Here is an 18,838-nt window from a genome sequence, read left to right as displayed (position 1 = left end):
AATCTTGAAGATCAAGGCCACCGCTGCAGCCACTGTGATGACCCTGTTAGTCATGGCCGGCCTGATCCAGGGCGCCTCGTCCCCAGCACCGGTCTCGGGTCCGGGAGCGGCCGCCGGACAGTCCACGGCGCCGCCGGACAGCCAGTCCCCGGTCCTCGGAAAAAAGTACTACGTCAGTGATGCCGGTGACGACAGCAATGTTGGGACCTCCGTTGACGCCCCCTGGAAGTCGCTCTCGCAGGTCAACAACACCGTGCTGGAACCCGGTGATTCCGTCAGCCTGCGCCGCGGTGACACCTGGAACGGCGGTATTGTCATCGACGAAAGCGGAACGGCCCGGGCGGCCATCACGCTCAACAGCTACGGAAGCGGCAATCCGCCGACAATCGTGGTGGGGGAGACAGGAAGCTGCGTCAGGGTTAATGGCGACTACGTCACGGTGGACGGAGTGCGCGCCGAGGGGTGCGGCTACTCGGGATTCAGTATTTACGGCGACCACGGCGTCGTCACGAACGCCGATGCGGTCAACAACGCGGCAGGCATCCAGGTGGGCAAGGGCTCCGATTTCGGCAACTATACGAATAACACCCTGACGGGCAACAACATCATGAACGTCAACACTCCTGGCGTAGGCTGCGGAACCCCGGGCGCCGTCTACTGTAATGACGATTCCGGCGCGTTCGGGGTGCTCATCAACGGTAGCGACAACGAATTTTCCGGCAATACCATCACCGGTTCCACTGCGAAGTCCAACGACTTCAGTCACGACGGTGCGGCCTTTGAAATCTTCAACGGCAGCCGCAACAAGATCCACCACAACGTGTCCGTGGATAACAACGTATTTTCCGAAATCGGCCGGTCCAGCGGAACGGCTGACGGCAACACGTTCAGTTACAACCTCATCCGCGCCAGCTGCGGCGTGGAGTGCTCCCAGGCGACCGGGCTGATCGCCCGCGGTCCGACTTCTTCCTTCGGCCCCACCAACGGCACCGTTTTTGAACACAACACCGTCTGGCTGGACGGCGCTGAATCCAAGGCCGTGGTCTGCCACGCATCCTGTCCCTCCTCCACGGTGATCAGGGCGAACATCCTGGTGGGAGTGAGCAACTCTTTGTGGATGGACGGCTCCGGCTGGACCGAGACGCAGAACGTCCTCAACGGCCCCACCAACATCTCCCCGAGCGCCAGCTCCAGCACTGCGGCGGCGCGGTTCGTGGACGCGCCCGCTGACCTGCGTTTGGCGGCGGGCAGCCCCGCAATCGACCGGGCCGGCCCAAACGCGGAGGGCCTCGACCTCTCCGGGCAGACACCGCAAAACGGTGACTGTGCCGGAACCAGCGCGGCCGATGCGGGCGCTTACGAATACGCCGCCCCGAGCTGCTAAGCCGGGCCGGCCGCAGACGTTACATAGCTGCAACAGACGGGACATCCGGCCGAAATGGCCGAGGGGAATACTCGAGATGTGTCCTTTTGCAGGACGATTCTCATGCTGGCATTGGGGACTATCGAAGGACTCCGCGCATGCCCACCCCGCTCAATCAGTCCCTCGCTGACTCTGCACTTTTGACGAAATCCTTGCCGTTGGGCCTGCTTCGTGCTTTCGTGCAGACGAACGCCTCCGACGACGGGCTGACCCCGCACTTGCTTGCGGAGCTCAAGATCCTGGCCCGCACGCCGGGACTCCTCGTGGCCTGCAACTACGGCGGGACGCTGTGCTCGGCGGAAGGAATTTCCACCGAGACACTTCCGCTGGGCAGCGCGGCCATTGCGCTGCGGGCGCTGGCCGCCCTCCCAAACACCCACGCCGCCGTCATCTCCGGCCGCTCACTGCGGGATCTGGCCGCCGTCTCCCGCCTCCCCGCGGAGGTGCACCTTGTCGGCTCGCACGGGGCTGAGTTCGACATGGGCTACGCTCACGGCCTGTCCCTTGCCACCGAATTGGTGCTCCAGCAGGCCAGCCAGGCGCTCGCCGAAACCGTCGGCGCCTACCGCGGCATCACCATCGAGCGGAAGCCGGTCGCCGTGTCCGTACACACCCGCCCGGCCGAACCCGCCGTCGTCGCGCTGGCCACGAGACAGGCTGAAGAGATCGCCCGGACGCACGGGCTTTCCTTTATTGTGGACGGCTCCGTCCTGGACCTGTCGGTGGTGGAACCGTCCAAGGCCTCCGCGCTTGAGCACCTGCGCTCCATGCTCGGTGTGAGCGCCGCGCTGTACGCGGGGGACGCCGCCAGCGACGAACTCGCCATGAGCACGCTCCGCGGTCCTGACATGGGCCTCCGTGTGGGGGAGGGACCGACTGCGGCCGCGCACCGGCTGCGGGACCCGGAGTCGTTCGCCCGGGTCCTTGCCATCCTGTTTGAACTGCGACGGGCCTGGCTGTTCGGGGAGGATGCCGTCGGCCTGGAACGGCATTCCCTGATCGGCAACGGCTCGTCCACGGCCCTCATCACGCCGGACGCCAAGATCTGCTGGATGAGCCACCCGCTGCCGGATTCGGGGTCGCTCTTCGCCCATCTCCTCGGCGGGGACGCGGCCGGGCACTTCTCGGTGGAACCGGTGAAGGCCTCGCAGGTCCTCGGCCAGCGCTATGTGGACAGCACCATGATCGTGGAAACCCGCTGGGCCGAAGTGACCGTCACCGACTATCTTGAGCCGGCCCCCGAGGGCATCACCAGCCTGGTGCGGGTGGTCTCCGGAACGGGCGCGGCGAGAATCGTTTTCGCGCCCCGGCCGGACTACGCGAACGCGCCCTTCAGCATGGAGGCCCGCGGTGCGGACCTGCACGTCGTGGGCACTTCCGATCCCATCATCCTGCTGGCACCGGGCGTCAGCTTCACCATCACGTCCGACGGGCGCCATGCGACGGCGACAGCCGACGTCGAGCTCGGGCACGGCCCGGTCGTACTGAACCTGCGCTGCGGCGACACCGAACCCCGGCGCGCTGCGCCGCCGGACGAAAACTCGCGCCGCGCCGCCGTTGCGCATCACTCCCGGCGCTGGGTGAATGGGCTGCAGCTGCCCGGCGTGAAGCCCTCGCTGGTGCGGCGCTCCGCGTTGGTGCTCCGCGCCCTGGTCCACGAACCCACCGGCGCCGTGCTGGCCGCGCCCACTACTTCGTTGCCGGAGGGAATCGGCGGCACGCGGAACTGGGACTACCGGTACTGCTGGCTGCGGGACGGGTCCATGACGGTCAATGCTCTCGTGGACCTAGGCTCCACCTCGGAGGCGGAAGGATTCCTCGACTGGCTGGGGCGGATCCTGGCGCACGCGCCAGGGCCCGAATGGCTGCACCCGCTGTACTCGGTGACCGGTGCACCGCTATCCACGGAGGCCATTATCGAGAGCCTCCCGGGGTATGCGGGCTCCCGCCCGGTGCGGATCGGCAACGCCGCGGACCATCAGGTGCAGCTGGACGTCTTCGGGCCCATCGCGGAGCTGATCGATGCCCTGGGCAAGCGGAACGGCGCCCTCTCCGACGCGCATTGGGAGCTCATGGTCCAGATGACCTCGGCCGTGCTGGCCCGCTGGCGTGAGCCGGACCATGGGATCTGGGAGGCCCGCCGGGCGCCACGGCACCACATCTACACCAAAGTCATGTGCTGGGTGACGCTGGATAGGGCGCTGCGGGCCGCTGCCCGGCACGGCCGCGCGCCGCTGCCCGCCTGGGAGCCGGAGGCCGCCGCCATCCGGGAGGAAGTCCTGCGCGAGGGCTGGGACGAAGCCGCGGAATCCTACACGGTGGCCTACGACAGCCCTGATCTGGACGCGGCCGTGCTGCACATCGGGCTCTCCGGGCTGCTCGATGTCAGCGACCAGCGCTTCCTGGACACGGTCACCGCCGTGGAACGGGAGCTGAGGGTCGGGCCCACGGTTTTCCGGTACCGGTACGACGACGGCCTGCCGGGACTGGAAGGCGGGTTCCACATCTGCACCACCTGGCTGATCGAGGCCTATGTGGCGGTGGGGCGGATCGATGAGGCCTGGGATCTCTTCGACCAGCTCGTGAACCTGTTCGGGCCGACCGGCCTGCTGCCGGAGGAATACGATCCGGGCACCGAAACGCACCTCGGCAACCATCCCCAGGCCTACTCGCACCTGGGCTTCATCCGCTGTGCGCAGCTGTTGGACGGGCTGCCAAAGGGCTAGGTCGCGCCGGGGCAGTCGCCAAGGACCCGGGCCATCGCATCATGCTCAGCCTGGGTCACCCATAGGGAATAGCTGGACTTCACTGAGATCTGGCGGGCGACGTATTCGCAGCGGAAGGATCTGTTGGGCGGCAGCCAGGTTGCGGCGTCGCCGTCGCTTTTCTGCTGGTTGGCGGGGCCGTCCACCGCCAGGAGGTTCAGGGGATCGTTGGCGAAGGCCGTGCGCTGGGCCGGGCTGAGCTGTTGGGCGCCCTTCTGCCAGGCGTCGCTAAGGGCCACGACGTGGTCGATCTGAACGGCGGTGCTGGTGCTGCTGCCGCGCTGGAAGTTGATCGCGGCCGCCGTGTAGGGGTCGTTCAGAAAGCCGGACAGGACGACGCAATCCCGTGTGCCGGGCTTGACGGCAAGGGAGGTGAGATCACGGCGGAGCATGTCATTCCGGGTGTCACAGCCGTTCCGGTCGACGTCGGCCCAGGCCTGGCCGAACTGATCCCGCGAATACCCCGTCTTGGGGGCCCGGCCCTTGACGGGCAGCGTTGCGAGCACGCCAAGGGCCTTGCTGCCAGAGGCGGGCTGGGAATGCGGGGCGTTCCCGGACGCCGCCGTCGCCGGCGGGCCCGCCGCGGAATCGCCGGAGCCCCCGCCGGCTGGTGACAGCGCGGTCCCGGGGCCGGCGCACGCGGTCGCGGATACGAGCAGCACGGCGGCCAGGCCGCGAACGATCCAGTCGACGGCGGCGATCAGCGCACTCCTGGCCGGGACGCCGAGAAGATGGCCGGCGCGGGGCCCTCGCCAGTCGCGAGGTCGGCAAGGATGCGTCCCATGACGGGCGTGAATTTGAATCCGTGGCCGGAGAAGCCCGCGCCGATTACGACGGGCCCGATGCGGTCAAGCACGAAATTCTCATCCATCGTGGTCGTATACGTGCAGCTGATGTCGGTCAGCGAATCCGCGTCGACGCCCGGCAGCCAGCGGCGGGCGTAATCCCGCAGGGCTGCCCGCTGCTGGGGCTCCGGCGCGAACGACCTCCGGTCCGGGTCCACCACGGGTCCCACCCCGTGCCAGCCCGCCTTGATCCCCTCGCCGGGGGTCGGCATGCCGTAGACCGGCGAGTACCAGCCCGCGAATTCCGCACCCTGGCCGGGGGCATGGTTGAATCCCGGCCAGACGGCGCCATCGTCCGTGACGGCGAAGTGTGCGGGCTGTTCCTGGGTCACGGTCAGCCGTGGCAGTCCCGCCACGCCGGCAAGCAGCTTCGACGTCCATCCGCCGGCGGTGACGATGACCTGCCGGGCGGTCAGTACTTCGGTGCGGCCGTCCGCGTCGGCCGTGAGCCGGACGCCGTCGTCGAGGATTGCCAGCTCCACCACCCTTGACCGGTGGCGGATGACGGCGCCGTTTCCGGCGGCGAGCCGCTGCAGGACCGGCAGGGCGACGTCGGGGTTCAACTGTCCGCCGTCGGGCATATGCAGCACGTGCTGGTCGAACCGGATGCCCCGCCAGCGCTCGGCCGCTTCCGCCGCGGCGAGGAATTCAGCCCGCAGGCCGGCAGCAAGCAACGCGGCCTGCACGTCGCCCAGCCGCGGATCGGTGCCATGGTTCACGACGCCGGTGCGGGCGAGGAGCCGCTCCCCGCCGTCGGATTCCAGCTCGTTCCAGAGCGCCACGCTCTCCGCCAGCATCGCCACATAATGGGGGTCGGAGTAGGCCAGATTGAGGTTCCGCGTGGCGCCGTGGGACGCGCCATTGCGGTGCCCGGGCCCGAACTGTTCCAGCAGGGTCACGTCGCGGCCGCGCCTCGCCAGCGCCCACGCCGCGGCGGAGCCCATGGCCCCGCCCCCGATGACGACAGTGTCCACGGTTGTTCTCAAAGGTCCTCCAGAGGGTCGGGATAGCAGGGGGAGTGGTGGTGCCAAGCGGGCCGGTGTCACGCCAGGAGCAGGGCCACCCCGATCATGGCCGGCACGGCCACGACTGTCGTGATCAGCACGGTGTCCTTCGCGACCGTGATGCCGGTCCGGTAGCGGCTGGCGGCGACAAAGACGTTCTGCGCCGTGGGCAGGGCGGACGTGACGACGGCCGCGAAGAGGGCCTGGCTGTCCAGGCCGAGCGCGAAGCGGGCGAACACGTACGCCAGCAGCGGGTGGACGATGAGCTTGAAGCCGCTGGCCAGGATGGTGTCGAGGCGCCGACCTCCGGCCGCTTGCAACGGGCGGGAGCCGTTGAGGCTCATGCCGAAGGCCAGCAGCATGGCCGGAATGGCAGCCCCGCCGATCAGGTGGATCGGTTCCAACACCAGCGCGGGCACCTGCCACCCCGTTCCGGCCACGAGCAGGCCCAGGCCGGAACCCACGATCATCGGGTTGCGCAGGATCATCAGCACGAATCCGAGCGTGGTGGTCCGGTGGGTGCTGGTGGTGGCGTCCAGGACAATCAGGAAGATCGGGGTCAGGAATGCCAGTTGGAAAATCAGCAGCGGCGCCACATAGCTGGCGCTGCCGAGCACATACACCGCGATGGGAATGCCCAGGTTGGCGGAATTGGCCAGGGACGCGCTCATCGACGAAATCAGCGCCTCCGGCAGAGGCCGCTTGAGCAGGAACCGCACGATCCCGAAGTAGATTGCCGCCGTCGCGACGGCGCCCACCGCCGCCACCAGCAGCGGCGCGGCAAAGACGTCCTGGAGTTTCGCCTTACTGAGCGTCTCGAACAACAAAGCGGGGCTGGCGACGAAGAAGGTCAGCGCACTCAGCACGGAGCGGGCGTTCTCGCCGAGGATCCCGCGCCGGCCCACGAACATGCCTACCAAGATGATGCACCAGACCACGAAGAAGCCCGCGAGCACCCCTAGCACGCGGCGGCCCGGCGTGTTCGGGGCTGGGGATGGGTGGGGATCACCCTCCCAGAATAATCAGCTTTATTTACTCTGGGCGCCTGTTACGCCGAAACCGGGCCAGTCTGCCCGGGGGTGGCGTCAGTTCAGGGTGGCGTTGTTCAAGGCGTGCGGCGGCCGCATCAGCCCCGGCGTGTGGCCATCTTCCGCGGGGTCACTGCCGATCTGCACAATCTTGTTGTCTTTATCCACATGGACCACGCGCGGCGTGTACGCCTTCGCCTCCTCCGTGGTCATCTGGGCATAGGTGATGAGGATCACGACGTCGTTCTCGTGCATCAGGTGCGCGGCCGCGCCGTTGATTCCGATCACGCCGGAACCGCGCTCGCCGGCGATGGTGTAGGTCTCCAGCCGCGCGCCGTTGGTGACGTCGACGATTGCTACGAGCTCACCGGGCAGGATGTCGGCGGCCTCCAGTAGATCCAGGTCCACGGTGACGGAACCGACGTAGTGGAGGTCGGCGTGCGTGACCGTGGCGCGGTGGATTTTGGACTTGAATATTGTGCGATTCATAACGGAACCAGTCTAGCGCCGGCGGGTGCGCCGCGCTGTGAGCCAGGGAACACGGCAGCTCATTCCGGTGCGGACACGGTGGCGGGGGAGATGGAGGCGGCAGTCTCGGCCAGGATTTCCCGCGCTGCCAAAATGGCGGGCCGTTTGGCGCTCGAGCGACGCACCGAGGTGAAGACGGTGCGGTGCGGATCACCAGGCAGGGGGATCAGCTGGGCCGTCGTTCCCCGGCCCGTCCAGACCAGATCAGGCATCAGGGCTACCGCATTGCCTGATTCGATCAGCCGGATCTGCGCCTGCAGGTCCGCAGTTTCGAAGCGGACGTCGGGTTCGAAGCCCGCGCTGCGGCACGCCTGTTCGGCCCAGTGGCGCGACGCCGCTCCTCGCGGCTCCATGACCCAAGCCAGTTCCGCCGTGTCGGCGAGGGATGTAATGTCCGGCCGGTCGGGCGACCGGGGCGGAACGGCGAGCCTGATTGCGTCGCCCGTCAGCCGGATGCGGTCCAGTTCGGCGTACCGCGGGGCCGCGTGGCCGGGATACTGCTCGGCGATGACCAGGTCGAAGTCCCGCGCCCAGGTCTCGTGGAGGGCGGTTTCGGGTTCGCGCTGCGTCATTTCGATCCGGACCTCCGGGTAGCTGGACGACATCCGGGTCAGCGCGTCGGGCATGAGGGCCAGGGCCGCCGACTGGAAGACGGCGATGCGCACGGTCCCGGTCACCGTGGTGAGCGACGCCGCAAGGTCCGCCTCCGCTTGCTCCAGTGTCTCCAGCAACTGGGCCGTGTGCGCCACTAGAACTTCGGCCTGGGGCGTGAGCTGGACGCGGCGCCCGGTCTTCCGCAGAAGCTCAACACCGGCCTCCTTTTCCAGCAGCGCCAGTTGCTGCGAGACCGACGACGGGCTGTACTGGAGCGCCTCGGCGACTTCGGCCAGCGTGCCGCGGATTTTCAGTTCGCGCAACAGGCGCAACCGGCGGACGTCGAGCATCATGGTCCTTTGTGAATTCTAATGGTTATTGATTAGGAGAATTCACTTTATCTAATGCAATTGGGCTTGCATACTGTTGTCTTGAGTAACCCCCATCACAGGGTGGATTGATGGGCAACATAGCTGAGCAGGAGACCCTGATGAGTGCACAAGATTTGACCAAGTCCATCATGCGGAAAAAGCCGATTGATGACATCGAGGTAGAAAACAAACATAGCGGTCTGTTCAAGAGCCTTGGCCTCTGGCAACTGACAGCGATCGGCGTCGGCGGCATTATCGGCGTCGGCATCTTCTCCCTCGCAGGCCTCGTGGCCCACGGCAGCGAGACGGAACCGGGCGTCGGTCCCGCGGTGCTGTTTTCCTTTTTGATTGCAGGACTGGCTTCCGCGGCGGCCGCTTTGTCCTATGCGGAATTTGCCGGCATGATCCCGCGTGCGGGGTCGGCCTACACCTACGGATATGTGGCCCTCGGCGAGGTAATTGGCTGGTTCATCGGCTGGGACCTGCTGCTGGAATACATCGCCATCGTCGCCGTGGTGGCGATCGGCATCTCCGGTTACTTCGGTGCGTTCCTCTCCGGCATCGGGGTCGATATGCCGCTTTGGATGGCATCGACGGCGGACGAGGGCCGGGGCGGCATCGTCAATATTCCGGCTATTGTCGTCTGCCTGATCGTGACCTGGATCCTCTCCCGCGGCACCAAGACCTTTGGCCGCTTCGAGCTGGTGGCCGTGGCCATCAAGGTCGTCCTGATCCTGTTCATCATCGGCCTCGGCATTTTCTACATCAACGCCGACAACTACAACCCGTTCATGCCCAGCGGCATCGGCCCGGTCTTCGCGGGCGCCGCTACGGTGTTCTTCGCAGTGTTCGGCTATGACGCCATGAGTACAGCGGCCGAGGAAGCGACCGATGGCAAGAAGCACATGCCCAAGGCCATCCTCCTCTCCCTGGTCATCGCCATGCTCTTGTATGTGGCCGCCACCCTGGTGCTCACCGGCATGCAGAACTATCGGGACATCGACCCCACGGCCGGGTTCGCCTCCGCCTTCACCGGCGTGGGCCTGCCCGTCATCGCCACGATCATCTCCGTGTTCGCCGTGCTCTCCATCCTCACCGTGATGCTGACCTTCCTCCTCGGCGTCACCCGCGTCTGGTTTTCCATGAGCCGCGACGGCCTGCTCCCGGGATGGTTCTCCAAGACGGACCGTCACGGTACGCCGCAGCGGGTTACGTGGATCGCTGGCATCGCGTCCGCGCTGCTGGCCGGCGTGTTCCCGATCAAGGCCGTGGCCGACCTGACCAACATCGGCATCCTGGCCGCATTCGTGGTCGTCTGCTTGGCGGTGATCGTCTTCCGTTACAAGAAGCCCGATGCGCCGCGGACCTTCCGCTTGCCCCTGATGCCGCTGGTGCCTGCCTTCGGTGTCCTGTCCTCGGCCTTCCTGATGTTCCAGCTGCACTGGGAGACCTGGCTGCGCTTCATCATCTGGCTTGTCATCGGCCTCGTGATCTACTTCGGATACGGCCGCAAGCACTCGCTGATGAACCCGAGCAGCCCCCGGCACGAGGAGGCCGTGGAGATGCACCGGCCCGTCGGCTGACCATCCCCGCACCAGGGTCCGGCAGGCTCAACGCCTCCCTCTCCCGGTTGCGCTATCACTCAGGGTCCTTATTCCGGGCTCTTGGGGGCTTTCGGGCACCGTAAGTGATAGGGCAACCGGCTGGGTGGGGGTTGGGCCTGCCGAGATCTGTTTAACCGCCACATTCCGGGGATTTTCTGACCGCTCGGACGGCTGCTGAAAGGTTCTCATTTTCTAATCTGTATTGCTCAGGAAACATCGCTTTATCTTATGAAAATCCGGTCGCATACTGATTCTAAGAACGGTCCCCATTTCGAGAAAGAACGAGAAGCCGCCATGACCAACATCTCAACGGAGTCCCGCGCGAACACCGGCACCGCCGCCGAGCACGCCGCCGTTTCGGAAGGCTCCCCGGTGCTGGAGGCCGCCGCCCTCGCGGAGGACAGCATCGCGCTGGTCCGGCGCTGGCTCACCGAAGCCGCGCAGGTCCCCGTTGATGCCTCTGCCGAGCAGCTCGCAGGCGTCCTGAAGGATCCAAACGGCCTCGACTTCACGGTCGGGTTCGTCGACGGCGTTGTCCGCCCCGAAGACCTGCAGGTCGCCGCCCGCAACCTCGCCGCACTGGCCCCCAAAGTCCCGGCCTTCCTGCCCTGGTACATGCGCAGCGCCGTCCGCCTCGGCGGCACCATGGCCCCGGTCCTGCCGCAGGTGGTCATCCCGGTCGCCCGCCGCGTGCTCCGCGAAATGGTCGGCCACCTGATCGTCGACGCCACCGACGCCAAGCTGGGCCCGGCCATCGCCAAGATCCGCAAGGACGGCATCAAGCTCAACGTCAACCTCCTCGGCGAGGCGGTCCTCGGCGAGCACGAGGCCTCCCGCCGGCTCGAGGGCACCCACACGCTGCTGTCCCGCCCAGACGTCGACTACGTCTCGATCAAGGTCTCTTCAACCGTGGCTCCGCACTCCGCCTGGGCGTTCGACGAGGCCGTGGAGCACGTCGTCGAGAAGCTCACCCCGCTCTTCACCCGCGCCGCCTCCTTTGCCGCCGGCGGGCAGAAAGCCAAGTTCATCAACCTGGACATGGAGGAGTACAAGGACCTGGACCTGACCATTGCGGTCTTCACCCGGATCCTGGACAAGCCGGAATTTAAGGACCTCGAGGCCGGCATCGTGCTGCAGGCGTACCTCCCGGACGCACTGGCCGCCATGATCCGGCTGCAGGAGTGGGCCGCCGTCCGCCGCGCCACGGGCGGATCGGCCATCAAGGTCCGCGTCGTCAAGGGCGCCAACCTGCCGATGGAGCAGGTCGAATCCTCCCTGCATGACTGGCCGCTCGCCACCTGCGGCACCAAGCAGGACTCGGACACCAATTACAAGCGCGTTCTCAACTACTCGCTGCACCCGGACCGGATCCGCAACATCCGGATCGGCGTCGCCGGCCACAACCTCTTCGACATCGCCTTCGCCTGGCTGCTGGCCAAACAGCGCGGCGTGGAATCCGGCATCGAATTCGAGATGCTGCTGGGCATGGCCCAGGGCCAGGCCGAAGCCGTCAAGAAGGACGTCGGCTCGCTGCTGCTCTACACACCCGTGGTCCACCCCGCCGAGTTCGACGTCGCGATCGCCTACCTGATCCGCCGCCTCGAGGAAGGCGCCAGCCAGGACAACTTCATGTCCGCCGTCTTCGAACTCAGCGAAAACGAAATACTCTTCGAACGCGAGAAGCAGCGCTTCCTCGCCTCCCTCGCCAAGCTCGACGACGCGGTCCCGCCGCCCAACCGCCAGCAGAACCGCAGCCTCCCGGCCGCGCCGATGCCGCACGACGCCTTTGAGAACACCCCGGACACCGACCCCGCGCTGCCGGCCAACCGGAACTGGGGCCGTGCGATCCTCGGCCGCGTTCCAACATCCACACTCGGCAACGCCGCCGTGGAAGCCGCCACGATCAATGACGAGGCGACGCTGAACCAGGTCATCGACACCGCCATCGAGAAGGGCAAGGCCTGGGGCGCCCTCTCCGGCGCCGAGCGCGCCGAAATCCTGCACCGCGCCGGCGACGTGCTGGAATCACGCCGCGCCGACCTGCTCGAGGTCATGGCCAGCGAGACCGGCAAAACCATTGACCAGGGCGACCCCGAAGTCAGCGAAGCCGTGGACTTCGCGCACTACTACGCCGAGTCCGCCCGCAGGCTCGACGACGTCGACGGCGCCACCTTCGTCCCGGCGAAGCTCACCGTCGTAACCCCGCCGTGGAACTTCCCGGTAGCCATCCCGGCCGGCTCCACGCTCGCAGCGCTCGCCGCCGGATCCGCCGTCGTCATCAAGCCCGCCAAGCAGGCCCGCCGCAGCGGCGCCGTGATGATCGAAGCCCTCTGGGAAGCCGGCGTGCCCCGCGAGGTGCTCACCATGGTCCAGCTGGGCGAGCGTGAACTCGGCCGGCAGCTGATCTCGCACCCCGCAGTGGACCGTGTCATCCTGACCGGCGGCTACGAGACAGCCGAGCTGTTCCGGTCCTTCCGCAAGGACCTTCCCCTCCTGGCCGAGACCAGCGGCAAGAATGCCATCATCGTCACGCCCAGCGCCGACCTTGACCTCGCGGCCAAAGACGTCGCCTACTCCGCGTTCGGCCATGCAGGGCAGAAGTGCTCCGCTGCCTCGCTGGTGATCCTCGTCGGCTCCGTGGCCAAGTCCAAGCGCTTCCACAACCAGCTCATCGACGCCGTCACGTCCCTGAAGGTCGGCTACCCCGAGGATCCCGCCAGCCAGATGGGTCCCATTATCGAACCCGCGAACGGCAAGCTCCTGGACGCGCTCACCACGCTCGGAGAAGGCGAGAGCTGGGCCGTCGAGCCGAGGAAGCTCGATGAATCCGGCAAGCTCTGGAGCCCCGGCGTCCGTTACGGCGTCCGGCGTGGATCCTACTTCCACCTCACCGAGTTCTTCGGGCCGGTGCTAGGCGTGATGACCGCGGACACTTTGGAAGAAGCCATCGCCATCCAGAACCAGATCGACTACGGCCTCACCTCCGGCCTGCACTCGCTGAACACGGATGAACTCGGCATCTGGCTGGACAGCGTCCAGGCCGGCAACCTCTACGTCAACCGCGGCATCACCGGCGCCATCGTGCAGCGCCAGCCTTTCGGCGGCTGGAAGAAATCCGCCGTCGGCGCCGGCACCAAGGCCGGCGGCCCGAACTACCTCGTCGGACTCGGCGAATGGACCAGCAAGGCAAGCACCGCCGGTGCAACTCCGGCGCACGCCGGGGTCCGACGGATCGAAAACGCCGCCAAGTCCTTCCTGGCTGCCGAGCAACTGCAGACGCTGCAGCGTGCGCTGGCCTCCGACGCAAAGGCCTGGGCCGAGGAGTTCGGTACCGCCAAGGACGTTTCCGGACTGAGCGCGGAGCGGAACATCTTCCGGTACCGCGCCTTGCCGGTCACGGTGCGGCTCGCCGAAGGTGAACCGCTGGGCCACCTGGTCCGGACCGTTGCCGCCGGCGTGCAGGCGGGCTCCGCACTGACGGTGTCCTGTGCCGCCGAACTCCCCGTCCCGCTGCGTACGGTTCTCCACGGTCTCGGCATCGACGTCACGGTGGAGAACGACGCCGAGTGGCTGGCGGCCGCCGGCCGTCTTGCGGACGCGGGCCAGCTGTCAGGCGGCCGGATCCGGCTTATCGGCGGGAACGCGAAGGCCCTCGCCGAAGCCACCGGCGGCCGTCCGGACCTGGCGATCTATGGCCACCGGGTCACCGAGGCCGGCCGCGTTGAGCTGCTGCCGTTCCTGCACGAACAGGCCATCAGCATCACGGCGCACCGCTTCGGCACCCCCAACCACATCTCGGACAGCCTGATCTAGGGACGCCTCAGCAGAACAAGATGAGCCGGGCGGCCACCCTCCAATGGTGGCCGCCCGGCTCAAGTCTTTAGGCGGGCTCGTAGTCCCGGGTTTGCCTCGGCGTCAGCCGAAGTACCAGCCGGGCGGAACCCAAGACGCGGGCACCGCGTGGGCGGAGAAGTCGTCGCAGCCGGAGCAGAAGTAGGTGACCTCACCGAGCCGGCTGACGGATCCGTCCCGACGGTGCGTGGCGGGCACAAATGTCTCCAGATAGATGAATTCGTCGGTACCGCAGCGTTCGCAGTAAGGGCTACTCGCGTAGTCGGCATCCGCCAGGGAGATCGCGTGCGCGTCGCGGCGGCCACGGCTCGGATGCTGGGCGGCGGCGCCGCGGTGCGTTGCAGGCGTCAGCGGACGCATCGGCTTCAAAGCGACATCCGAAGGTGCGGGCGCATGGGGGTGATTTATGGCTGGCGTCATTGTCGGCCTATCCCGAACGCTCCGGGGTGGTTGCCGGACGGCAATCGCCGCGGGGAGCGTGCGTTTTCGAATCGTTGTTGTGGGCCACTTCTTGACCTTCAACGTTCTTAGGATAGGCCACCCACTGCAGGTGATCAATGGCCCGCGTAAGTACACCCTCCAAGTAGCTGCAGCGCAAATCCCCAGAAGTCAGGTGTGGACGGCGCCCGGCGGGACGGCGGCGCTCAGGCTGAACGCTTGAGCGTCCGCCCGGCGATGGCCTGGGTGAGGGCGTCAATGACCTCGGCATTAGCCAGCGGGTTGCGGATGAGGGTGAAGTCGACGTCGCCAACGGGCGGCAAGTCGAAGCGCCGGGTGATGATCGTCAGGTCGTCCGGGACCAGCGAGGACGGCATCACGGCCACCCCGATGCCGGCGCGGACGGCGGCGAGCACGCCGCTGATCTGGCGCGTGGTGCAGGTGATGCGCCAGGTCCGTCCGGCGGACTCGAGCGCGTCGATGGCAAGCTTACGGCTCAGGCTCGGCGCCGGGTACGCGATCAGGGGCACGGGGTCGGCGGGGTCAAGGGCGGTCTGCTCCAGGCCCACCCAGGCGAAGGAATCCTGCTGCACCACGGTGCCGTCCTTGGCTCCGGCCACCCATTTGACGAAGACAAGGTCCAGTTGGCCCGCGTTAAGCCGCTTGTAGAGCTGGTCGCTTTGCCCCACCGTCAGTTCCAAATTGATCTGGGGGTAGATCTGGCGGAACTCCCTGAGGATCCTCGGCAGCCCGGTGATCGCCAGGTCGTCCGCCGTGCCGAAGCGCAACCGGCCGCGCATGGCCGATCCGGAGAAGTAACGCGCGGCGGCGTCGTGGGCGGAGAGGATGGTGCGGGCGAAGCCGGCCATGGCGTCACCGTTGTCGGTCAGGCTCACCTCGCGGGTGTCCCGCGCCACGAGGACCCGCTTCGCCGCGGCCTCGAGCTTGCGGACATGCTGGCTCACGGTCGGCTGGGCCAGTCCCAGCCGTTCTGCGGCCTTCGTGAAGCTTAAGGTTTCGGCCACGGCCAGGAAGGAACGGAGCTGGGCAGGGTCAAACATGCGGCCTCCCGGGGCAGTGGTCGTGTGCGGATCATTGCGGTCCGTAATGCGAGTTATGCGGTCAATAACCTTCCGCAATCTGTACGGTCGAGCCTAGCGTTAAGGCAACCCGCCCCCGCTTCCCAGAGGACTTTTTCGTGGCACCCCCTCCGCCGTTACAGGCCAACGTGACCGGCTCGCCCGACACGACCACCCAGCCGATCGCCGTCGTCCAGGAGCGCCTGCCCTGGCGCCACACGTTCATTTCCTTGAAGGTCCGGAACTTCCGGATCTTCGCTATTGGTCACTTCATCGCGGTGATAGCGCTGTGGATGCAGCGGATCGCCCAGGACTGGCTGGTCCTCCAGCTCTCCGGGTCCGTCACCGCCGTCGGGATCACCGTGGCGCTGCAGTTTCTGCCCTCGCTGTTTCTCGGACCATGGGCGGGGATGATGGCCGACCGCTTCGCGAAACGCAGGATCCTGATGCTGTGCCAGTCGGTGGCGGCATTGCTCGCGGCTGTCCTTGCGGTCCTGGCCCTGAGCCAGCGGATCGAAGTCTGGCACGTCTACGGGATTGCGTTGGCCCTCGGATTTGTCACGGTGTTGGACCAGCCCGCGCGCCAGGTTTTCGTCAATGAGCTCGTCGGTCCGCGGTACTTGCGGAACGCCATCAGCGTGAACTCCACAACGTTCCAGCTCGGAGGGCTGATCGGCCCGGCGCTCGCCGGTGTCCTGCTCACGGCAGTGGGCGCCGGCTGGGCCTTCGCCGCGAACGCCGTGGCCTGCTGTTCCACGGTCGCCATGCTCCTGACCCTGCGCAAGGATGAACTGCAGACCAGCGCCCCCGTTCCCAAGCGCAAGGGCATGCTCCGGGAGGGGTTGCGCTACGCCCTGGGCAAGCCGACCATTTACTGGCCCTGGCTCATGGCCGGCTTCGTCGCGGTGTTCGCCATGAGCCTGCCGGTGCTGCTGGCCGCCTTCGCGGACCAGGTCTACGACGTCGGCGCCGGCGGCTACGGCCTGCTGAACGCGTTGGTGGCCCTGGGTGCGTTGGCCGGGGCCGTCACTTCCGCCCGGCGGCGGACGCTGCGGCTTCGGTCGGTGATGCTGGGGGCAGGAATGTACGGACTGATGCTTTGCCTGTCCGCGCTCGCGCCGTCCCTCGTGTGGTTCGGTGCGGCCATGGTCCTGGCCGGTTTTTGGTGCCTGATGTTCCTGACCGCGGCCAACCAGCTCGTCCAGACCAGCGCCAACATGGCTATCCGCGGTCGGGTCATGAGCCTGTACATCATGGTGCTGATCGGTGGCCAGGCGATCGGCGGGCCCCTGATCGGCTGGCTCGCCGAGCACGTCGACCCGCACGCCGCCATCTTGGTGTCCGGCGGCGTGCCGGCACTCGCAGCCGCGACGGTCGCCGTCGTGCTGGCCCGCCAAGGCCAGTTGATGCTCAGGGTGGATCTGAAGGACCGGCGCCGCCTGGTGAAGATCGTCCGGGGCGGACGCAGCCGGCCGGCAGGCGCCGCATCGTAGCTTTCCGCCTCGTTTTCGGACAGCCGCTACGTGGATCCACGCAGCGGCTGTCCACTTTCGCAGCGGAATTCCGGGAACCGTGCGGAACCGTTAGCCCGCTGTGGGCAGGTGCGGGTACTCCGGCTGCCGCTGCTGGAACTGCAGAATGTCCGGGTTGAGGACTACGCCGTCGCGGATTTCAATAGCCCGGCGGATTGTCTCGTTCGACGTCCACGCCTCGGGACCCGACACCACGGTTTCCAGGAAGGGCAACAGTGCCTCGCTGATTTCCCAGCTGGAGGCGTTCCACAGGTAGGAAGGGCTGTGGTCCACCGCGTAGTAGTCGATGTGGTCGCCCACTTTGAACATGGGATCGGCGAACGTGGTGGTCTTCGCCCAGCTGAAGCCCATGCCCTCGTCGCAGGACACGTCCACGATCAGGCTGCCGGGCCGGAACGCGTCCAGGTCTTCGGTCCGCAGGTAGGTCAGCGGCGCATTGGGGTCCTGCAGCGTGCAGTTGACCACGATGTCGCTCTCGGCGAGGAACGGCGCCAGCGGCACGCGGCCGCGTTCGGTGATGACCTCGCTGAGGAACGGGGCCTTGTCGTCGTGGTCGAACTGCGCGATCCGCACCGAGTGGATGGGCGAGCCAACCGCGGCGACGCCGCGGTTGGTCAGCACCTGGACATCGTGGATGCCGTGGGCGTTGAGGGCCGTCACCGCGCCGCGGGCGGTGGCCCCGAAGCCGATCACGACGGCGCTCAGGCGCCGGCCATAGACGCCGGTGGAGCCGGTCAGCGCCAGGGCATGAAGCACGGAGCAGTAGCCGGCCAGTTCGTTGTTCTTGTGGAACACGTGCAGGCCGAATCCGCCGTCGCTGGCCCAGTGGTTCATCGCCTCGAAGGCGATCAGTGTGAGCTTCTTGTCGATCGCCAGCTGCGTGATGGCCCGGTCCTGGACACAGTGCGGCCAGCCCCAGAGGACCTGCCCGTCCCGGAGTTCGGCCAGGTCTTCGGGCTGCGGCTTGGGAAGGAGGACGACGTCGGCCTCCGCCAGCAGCTGCGCGCGCGGCACGATGCGCCCCACGAGGGGCGCCAGGTGCTCGTTTGAGACGCCGAAACGCTCGCCGTAGCCCTCTTCCAGGATCAGCTGGTGCCTGAGTTCCGGTGCGATGCGGTCCAGGTGGAGGGGGTGGATCGGGAGGCGCCGCTCGTCAGGCTTCCGCGTGCTGGCGAGGACTCCGAGGGTGAGCCGGCTCGAGGTGCCGCTCACTTCTTTTTGGGGCTCGCCGGCTTGGAGCTGGTGGCCTTGTCCAGGGAGCTGGGCGGCGCTGCAGCGGTCCTCTTGTCGGCACGCTTTTCCTTGATGGATTTGCCGGATTTCTTGGATGCTGCTTGACGGGGGGATTTGTCAGCCATGATCGCTCCTGTTGGCGGAACCGAAGGGGTTCCTGACTCCGAACGATACAGGTAGCAACCTAACGGGCTGCGGCTCGGGAGCTGTGCGGTAGCCAGCAGCCGAACCGGAAAATGGAGCGGCTGACGGGAATCGAACCCGCGTATCAAGCTTGGGAAGCTAGCGCTCTACCATTGAGCTACAGCCGCGTTGGGACCGGCCAGAATCCAGCCAAGTCCCGAACAACGAGATTCACATTACCTCAGTCTGGCCCGGTGGTTGAACACCTTCGTCCGCCGGCCCTGTTTCCCGGGCGGATTTGCTGCAGGCAACGACACTGTGGCCATCCCCGGCACAGGAATGGGTAGTTCCCTCTCGGGTCCGGGTAGTCCAGACAAGTAGTCAGCCCGCGGCGGCGTAGATGTCGAGTGGTTCAAAAG

General features: G+C 66.8%; 14 protein-coding genes and 1 tRNA gene. 5 read left to right on the top strand and 10 right to left on the bottom strand.

Annotation, left to right across the window (positions count from 1 at the left end; translation table 11 throughout):
- The first annotated feature begins 4 nt into the window (after nt 1-4).
- Both OM977_RS18650 and OM977_RS18645 read left to right on the top strand, forming a co-directional pair.
- Nucleotides 5-1,384 (top strand): right-handed parallel beta-helix repeat-containing protein, encoded by a 1,380-nt coding sequence (locus OM977_RS18650; protein ID WP_264355362.1) that lies wholly within the window; start codon nt 5-7, stop codon nt 1,382-1,384.
- Between the two features lie 137 nt (nt 1,385-1,521).
- Nucleotides 1,522-4,149, top strand: coding sequence for a trehalase-like domain-containing protein (locus OM977_RS18645; protein ID WP_264355361.1), 2,628 nt, complete (start codon nt 1,522-1,524; stop codon nt 4,147-4,149).
- Here OM977_RS18645 and OM977_RS18640 read toward each other — a convergent pair.
- From OM977_RS18640 to OM977_RS18620, 5 genes are all read right to left on the bottom strand, one after another.
- Nucleotides 4,146-4,850 carry an HNH endonuclease family protein gene (locus tag OM977_RS18640; RefSeq protein WP_264355360.1) on the bottom strand — a complete coding sequence of 235 codons (705 nt, stop codon included), beginning with the start codon at nt 4,848-4,850 and terminating at the stop codon, nt 4,146-4,148. The genes OM977_RS18645 and OM977_RS18640 overlap by 4 nt on opposite strands.
- A 38-nt stretch (nt 4,851-4,888) precedes the next feature.
- Nucleotides 4,889-6,019 carry an FAD-dependent oxidoreductase gene (locus OM977_RS18635; RefSeq protein WP_264355359.1) on the bottom strand — a complete coding sequence of 377 codons (1,131 nt, stop codon included), beginning with the start codon at nt 6,017-6,019 and terminating at the stop codon, nt 4,889-4,891.
- Between the two features lie 56 nt (nt 6,020-6,075).
- The gene (locus OM977_RS18630; protein WP_264355358.1) at nt 6,076-7,002 is read right to left on the bottom strand and encodes an AEC family transporter; all 927 of its coding nucleotides are present in this window, start codon (nt 7,000-7,002) and stop codon (nt 6,076-6,078) included.
- A 120-nt stretch (nt 7,003-7,122) separates the two neighbouring features.
- Entirely contained in the window at nt 7,123-7,554 is a 432-nt protein-coding gene (gene panD, locus OM977_RS18625) for an aspartate 1-decarboxylase (RefSeq protein WP_264355357.1), read from the bottom strand.
- Nucleotides 7,555-7,613: 59 nt separating this feature from the next.
- A complete protein-coding gene (locus OM977_RS18620; RefSeq protein ID WP_264357478.1) occupies nt 7,614-8,537 on the bottom strand; it encodes a LysR family transcriptional regulator in 924 nt (307 codons plus the stop codon).
- Nucleotides 8,538-8,677: 140 nt separating this feature from the next.
- Between OM977_RS18620 and OM977_RS18615 the strand changes: the two genes are divergently transcribed.
- Both OM977_RS18615 and OM977_RS18610 read left to right on the top strand, forming a co-directional pair.
- Nucleotides 8,678-10,141 (top strand): amino acid permease, encoded by a 1,464-nt coding sequence (locus tag OM977_RS18615; RefSeq protein WP_264355356.1) that lies wholly within the window; start codon nt 8,678-8,680, stop codon nt 10,139-10,141.
- A 315-nt stretch (nt 10,142-10,456) separates the two neighbouring features.
- Nucleotides 10,457-13,975 (top strand): bifunctional proline dehydrogenase/L-glutamate gamma-semialdehyde dehydrogenase, encoded by a 3,519-nt coding sequence (locus OM977_RS18610; protein ID WP_264355355.1) that lies wholly within the window; start codon nt 10,457-10,459, stop codon nt 13,973-13,975.
- 102 nt (nt 13,976-14,077) lie between these two features.
- On the opposite strand, the gene OM977_RS18605 is transcribed toward OM977_RS18610, so the two are convergent.
- Together OM977_RS18605 and OM977_RS18600 are read right to left on the bottom strand one after the other, a co-directional pair.
- Entirely contained in the window at nt 14,078-14,374 is a 297-nt protein-coding gene (locus OM977_RS18605) for a hypothetical protein (protein WP_264357477.1), read from the bottom strand.
- A 284-nt stretch (nt 14,375-14,658) separates the two neighbouring features.
- Nucleotides 14,659-15,513, bottom strand: coding sequence for a LysR substrate-binding domain-containing protein (locus tag OM977_RS18600; RefSeq protein ID WP_264355354.1), 855 nt, complete (start codon nt 15,511-15,513; stop codon nt 14,659-14,661).
- A gap of 137 nt (nt 15,514-15,650) precedes the next feature.
- On the opposite strand from OM977_RS18600, the gene OM977_RS18595 reads away from it, so the two are divergent.
- Complete coding sequence (locus OM977_RS18595; protein WP_264355353.1) at nt 15,651-17,024, top strand: MFS transporter; 1,374 nt, start codon at nt 15,651-15,653, stop codon at nt 17,022-17,024.
- 90 nt (nt 17,025-17,114) lie between these two features.
- Here the strand turns inward: OM977_RS18595 and OM977_RS18590 are convergent, their stop codons facing one another.
- The 3 genes from OM977_RS18590 to OM977_RS18580 all read right to left on the bottom strand — a co-directional run bounded on the left by OM977_RS18590 (nt 17,115) and on the right by OM977_RS18580 (nt 18,607).
- The gene (locus OM977_RS18590; RefSeq protein WP_264355352.1) at nt 17,115-18,275 is read right to left on the bottom strand and encodes a N(5)-(carboxyethyl)ornithine synthase; all 1,161 of its coding nucleotides are present in this window, start codon (nt 18,273-18,275) and stop codon (nt 17,115-17,117) included.
- The gene (locus OM977_RS18585) at nt 18,272-18,421 is read right to left on the bottom strand and encodes a hypothetical protein (protein WP_192815748.1); all 150 of its coding nucleotides are present in this window, start codon (nt 18,419-18,421) and stop codon (nt 18,272-18,274) included. The genes OM977_RS18590 and OM977_RS18585 overlap by 4 nt, the downstream gene beginning before the upstream one ends.
- A 112-nt stretch (nt 18,422-18,533) precedes the next feature.
- Nucleotides 18,534-18,607: transfer RNA gene (locus OM977_RS18580), tRNA-Gly, on the bottom strand.
- Nucleotides 18,608-18,838 lie beyond the last annotated feature (231 nt).

Origin of the sequence: Pseudarthrobacter sp. MM222, assembly GCF_947090775.1 — a bacterium.
GTDB lineage: Bacteria > Actinomycetota > Actinomycetes > Actinomycetales > Micrococcaceae > Arthrobacter.
Note: the sequence above shows the minus strand (reverse complement) of the source record. Positions and strands in the feature narration are given on the sequence as shown.

Bases quoted from the DNA above. Each gene is read 5' to 3' on its own strand.
- OM977_RS18645 (WP_264355361.1), top strand. From the start codon at position 1,522: ATGCCCACCCCGCTCAATCAGTCCCTCGCTGACTCTGCACTTTTGACG.
- panD (WP_264355357.1), bottom strand. From the start codon at position 7,554: ATGAATCGCACAATATTCAAGTCCAAAATCCACCGCGCCACGGTCACG.
- OM977_RS18620 (WP_264357478.1), bottom strand. From the start codon at position 8,537: ATGCTCGACGTCCGCCGGTTGCGCCTGTTGCGCGAACTGAAAATCCGC.
- OM977_RS18615 (WP_264355356.1), top strand. From the start codon at position 8,678: ATGAGTGCACAAGATTTGACCAAGTCCATCATGCGGAAAAAGCCGATT.
- OM977_RS18610 (WP_264355355.1), top strand. From the start codon at position 10,457: ATGACCAACATCTCAACGGAGTCCCGCGCGAACACCGGCACCGCCGCC.
- OM977_RS18605 (WP_264357477.1), bottom strand. From the start codon at position 14,374: ATGCGTCCGCTGACGCCTGCAACGCACCGCGGCGCCGCCGCCCAGCAT.
- OM977_RS18600 (WP_264355354.1), bottom strand. From the start codon at position 15,513: ATGTTTGACCCTGCCCAGCTCCGTTCCTTCCTGGCCGTGGCCGAAACC.
- OM977_RS18585 (WP_192815748.1), bottom strand. From the start codon at position 18,421: ATGGCTGACAAATCCCCCCGTCAAGCAGCATCCAAGAAATCCGGCAAA.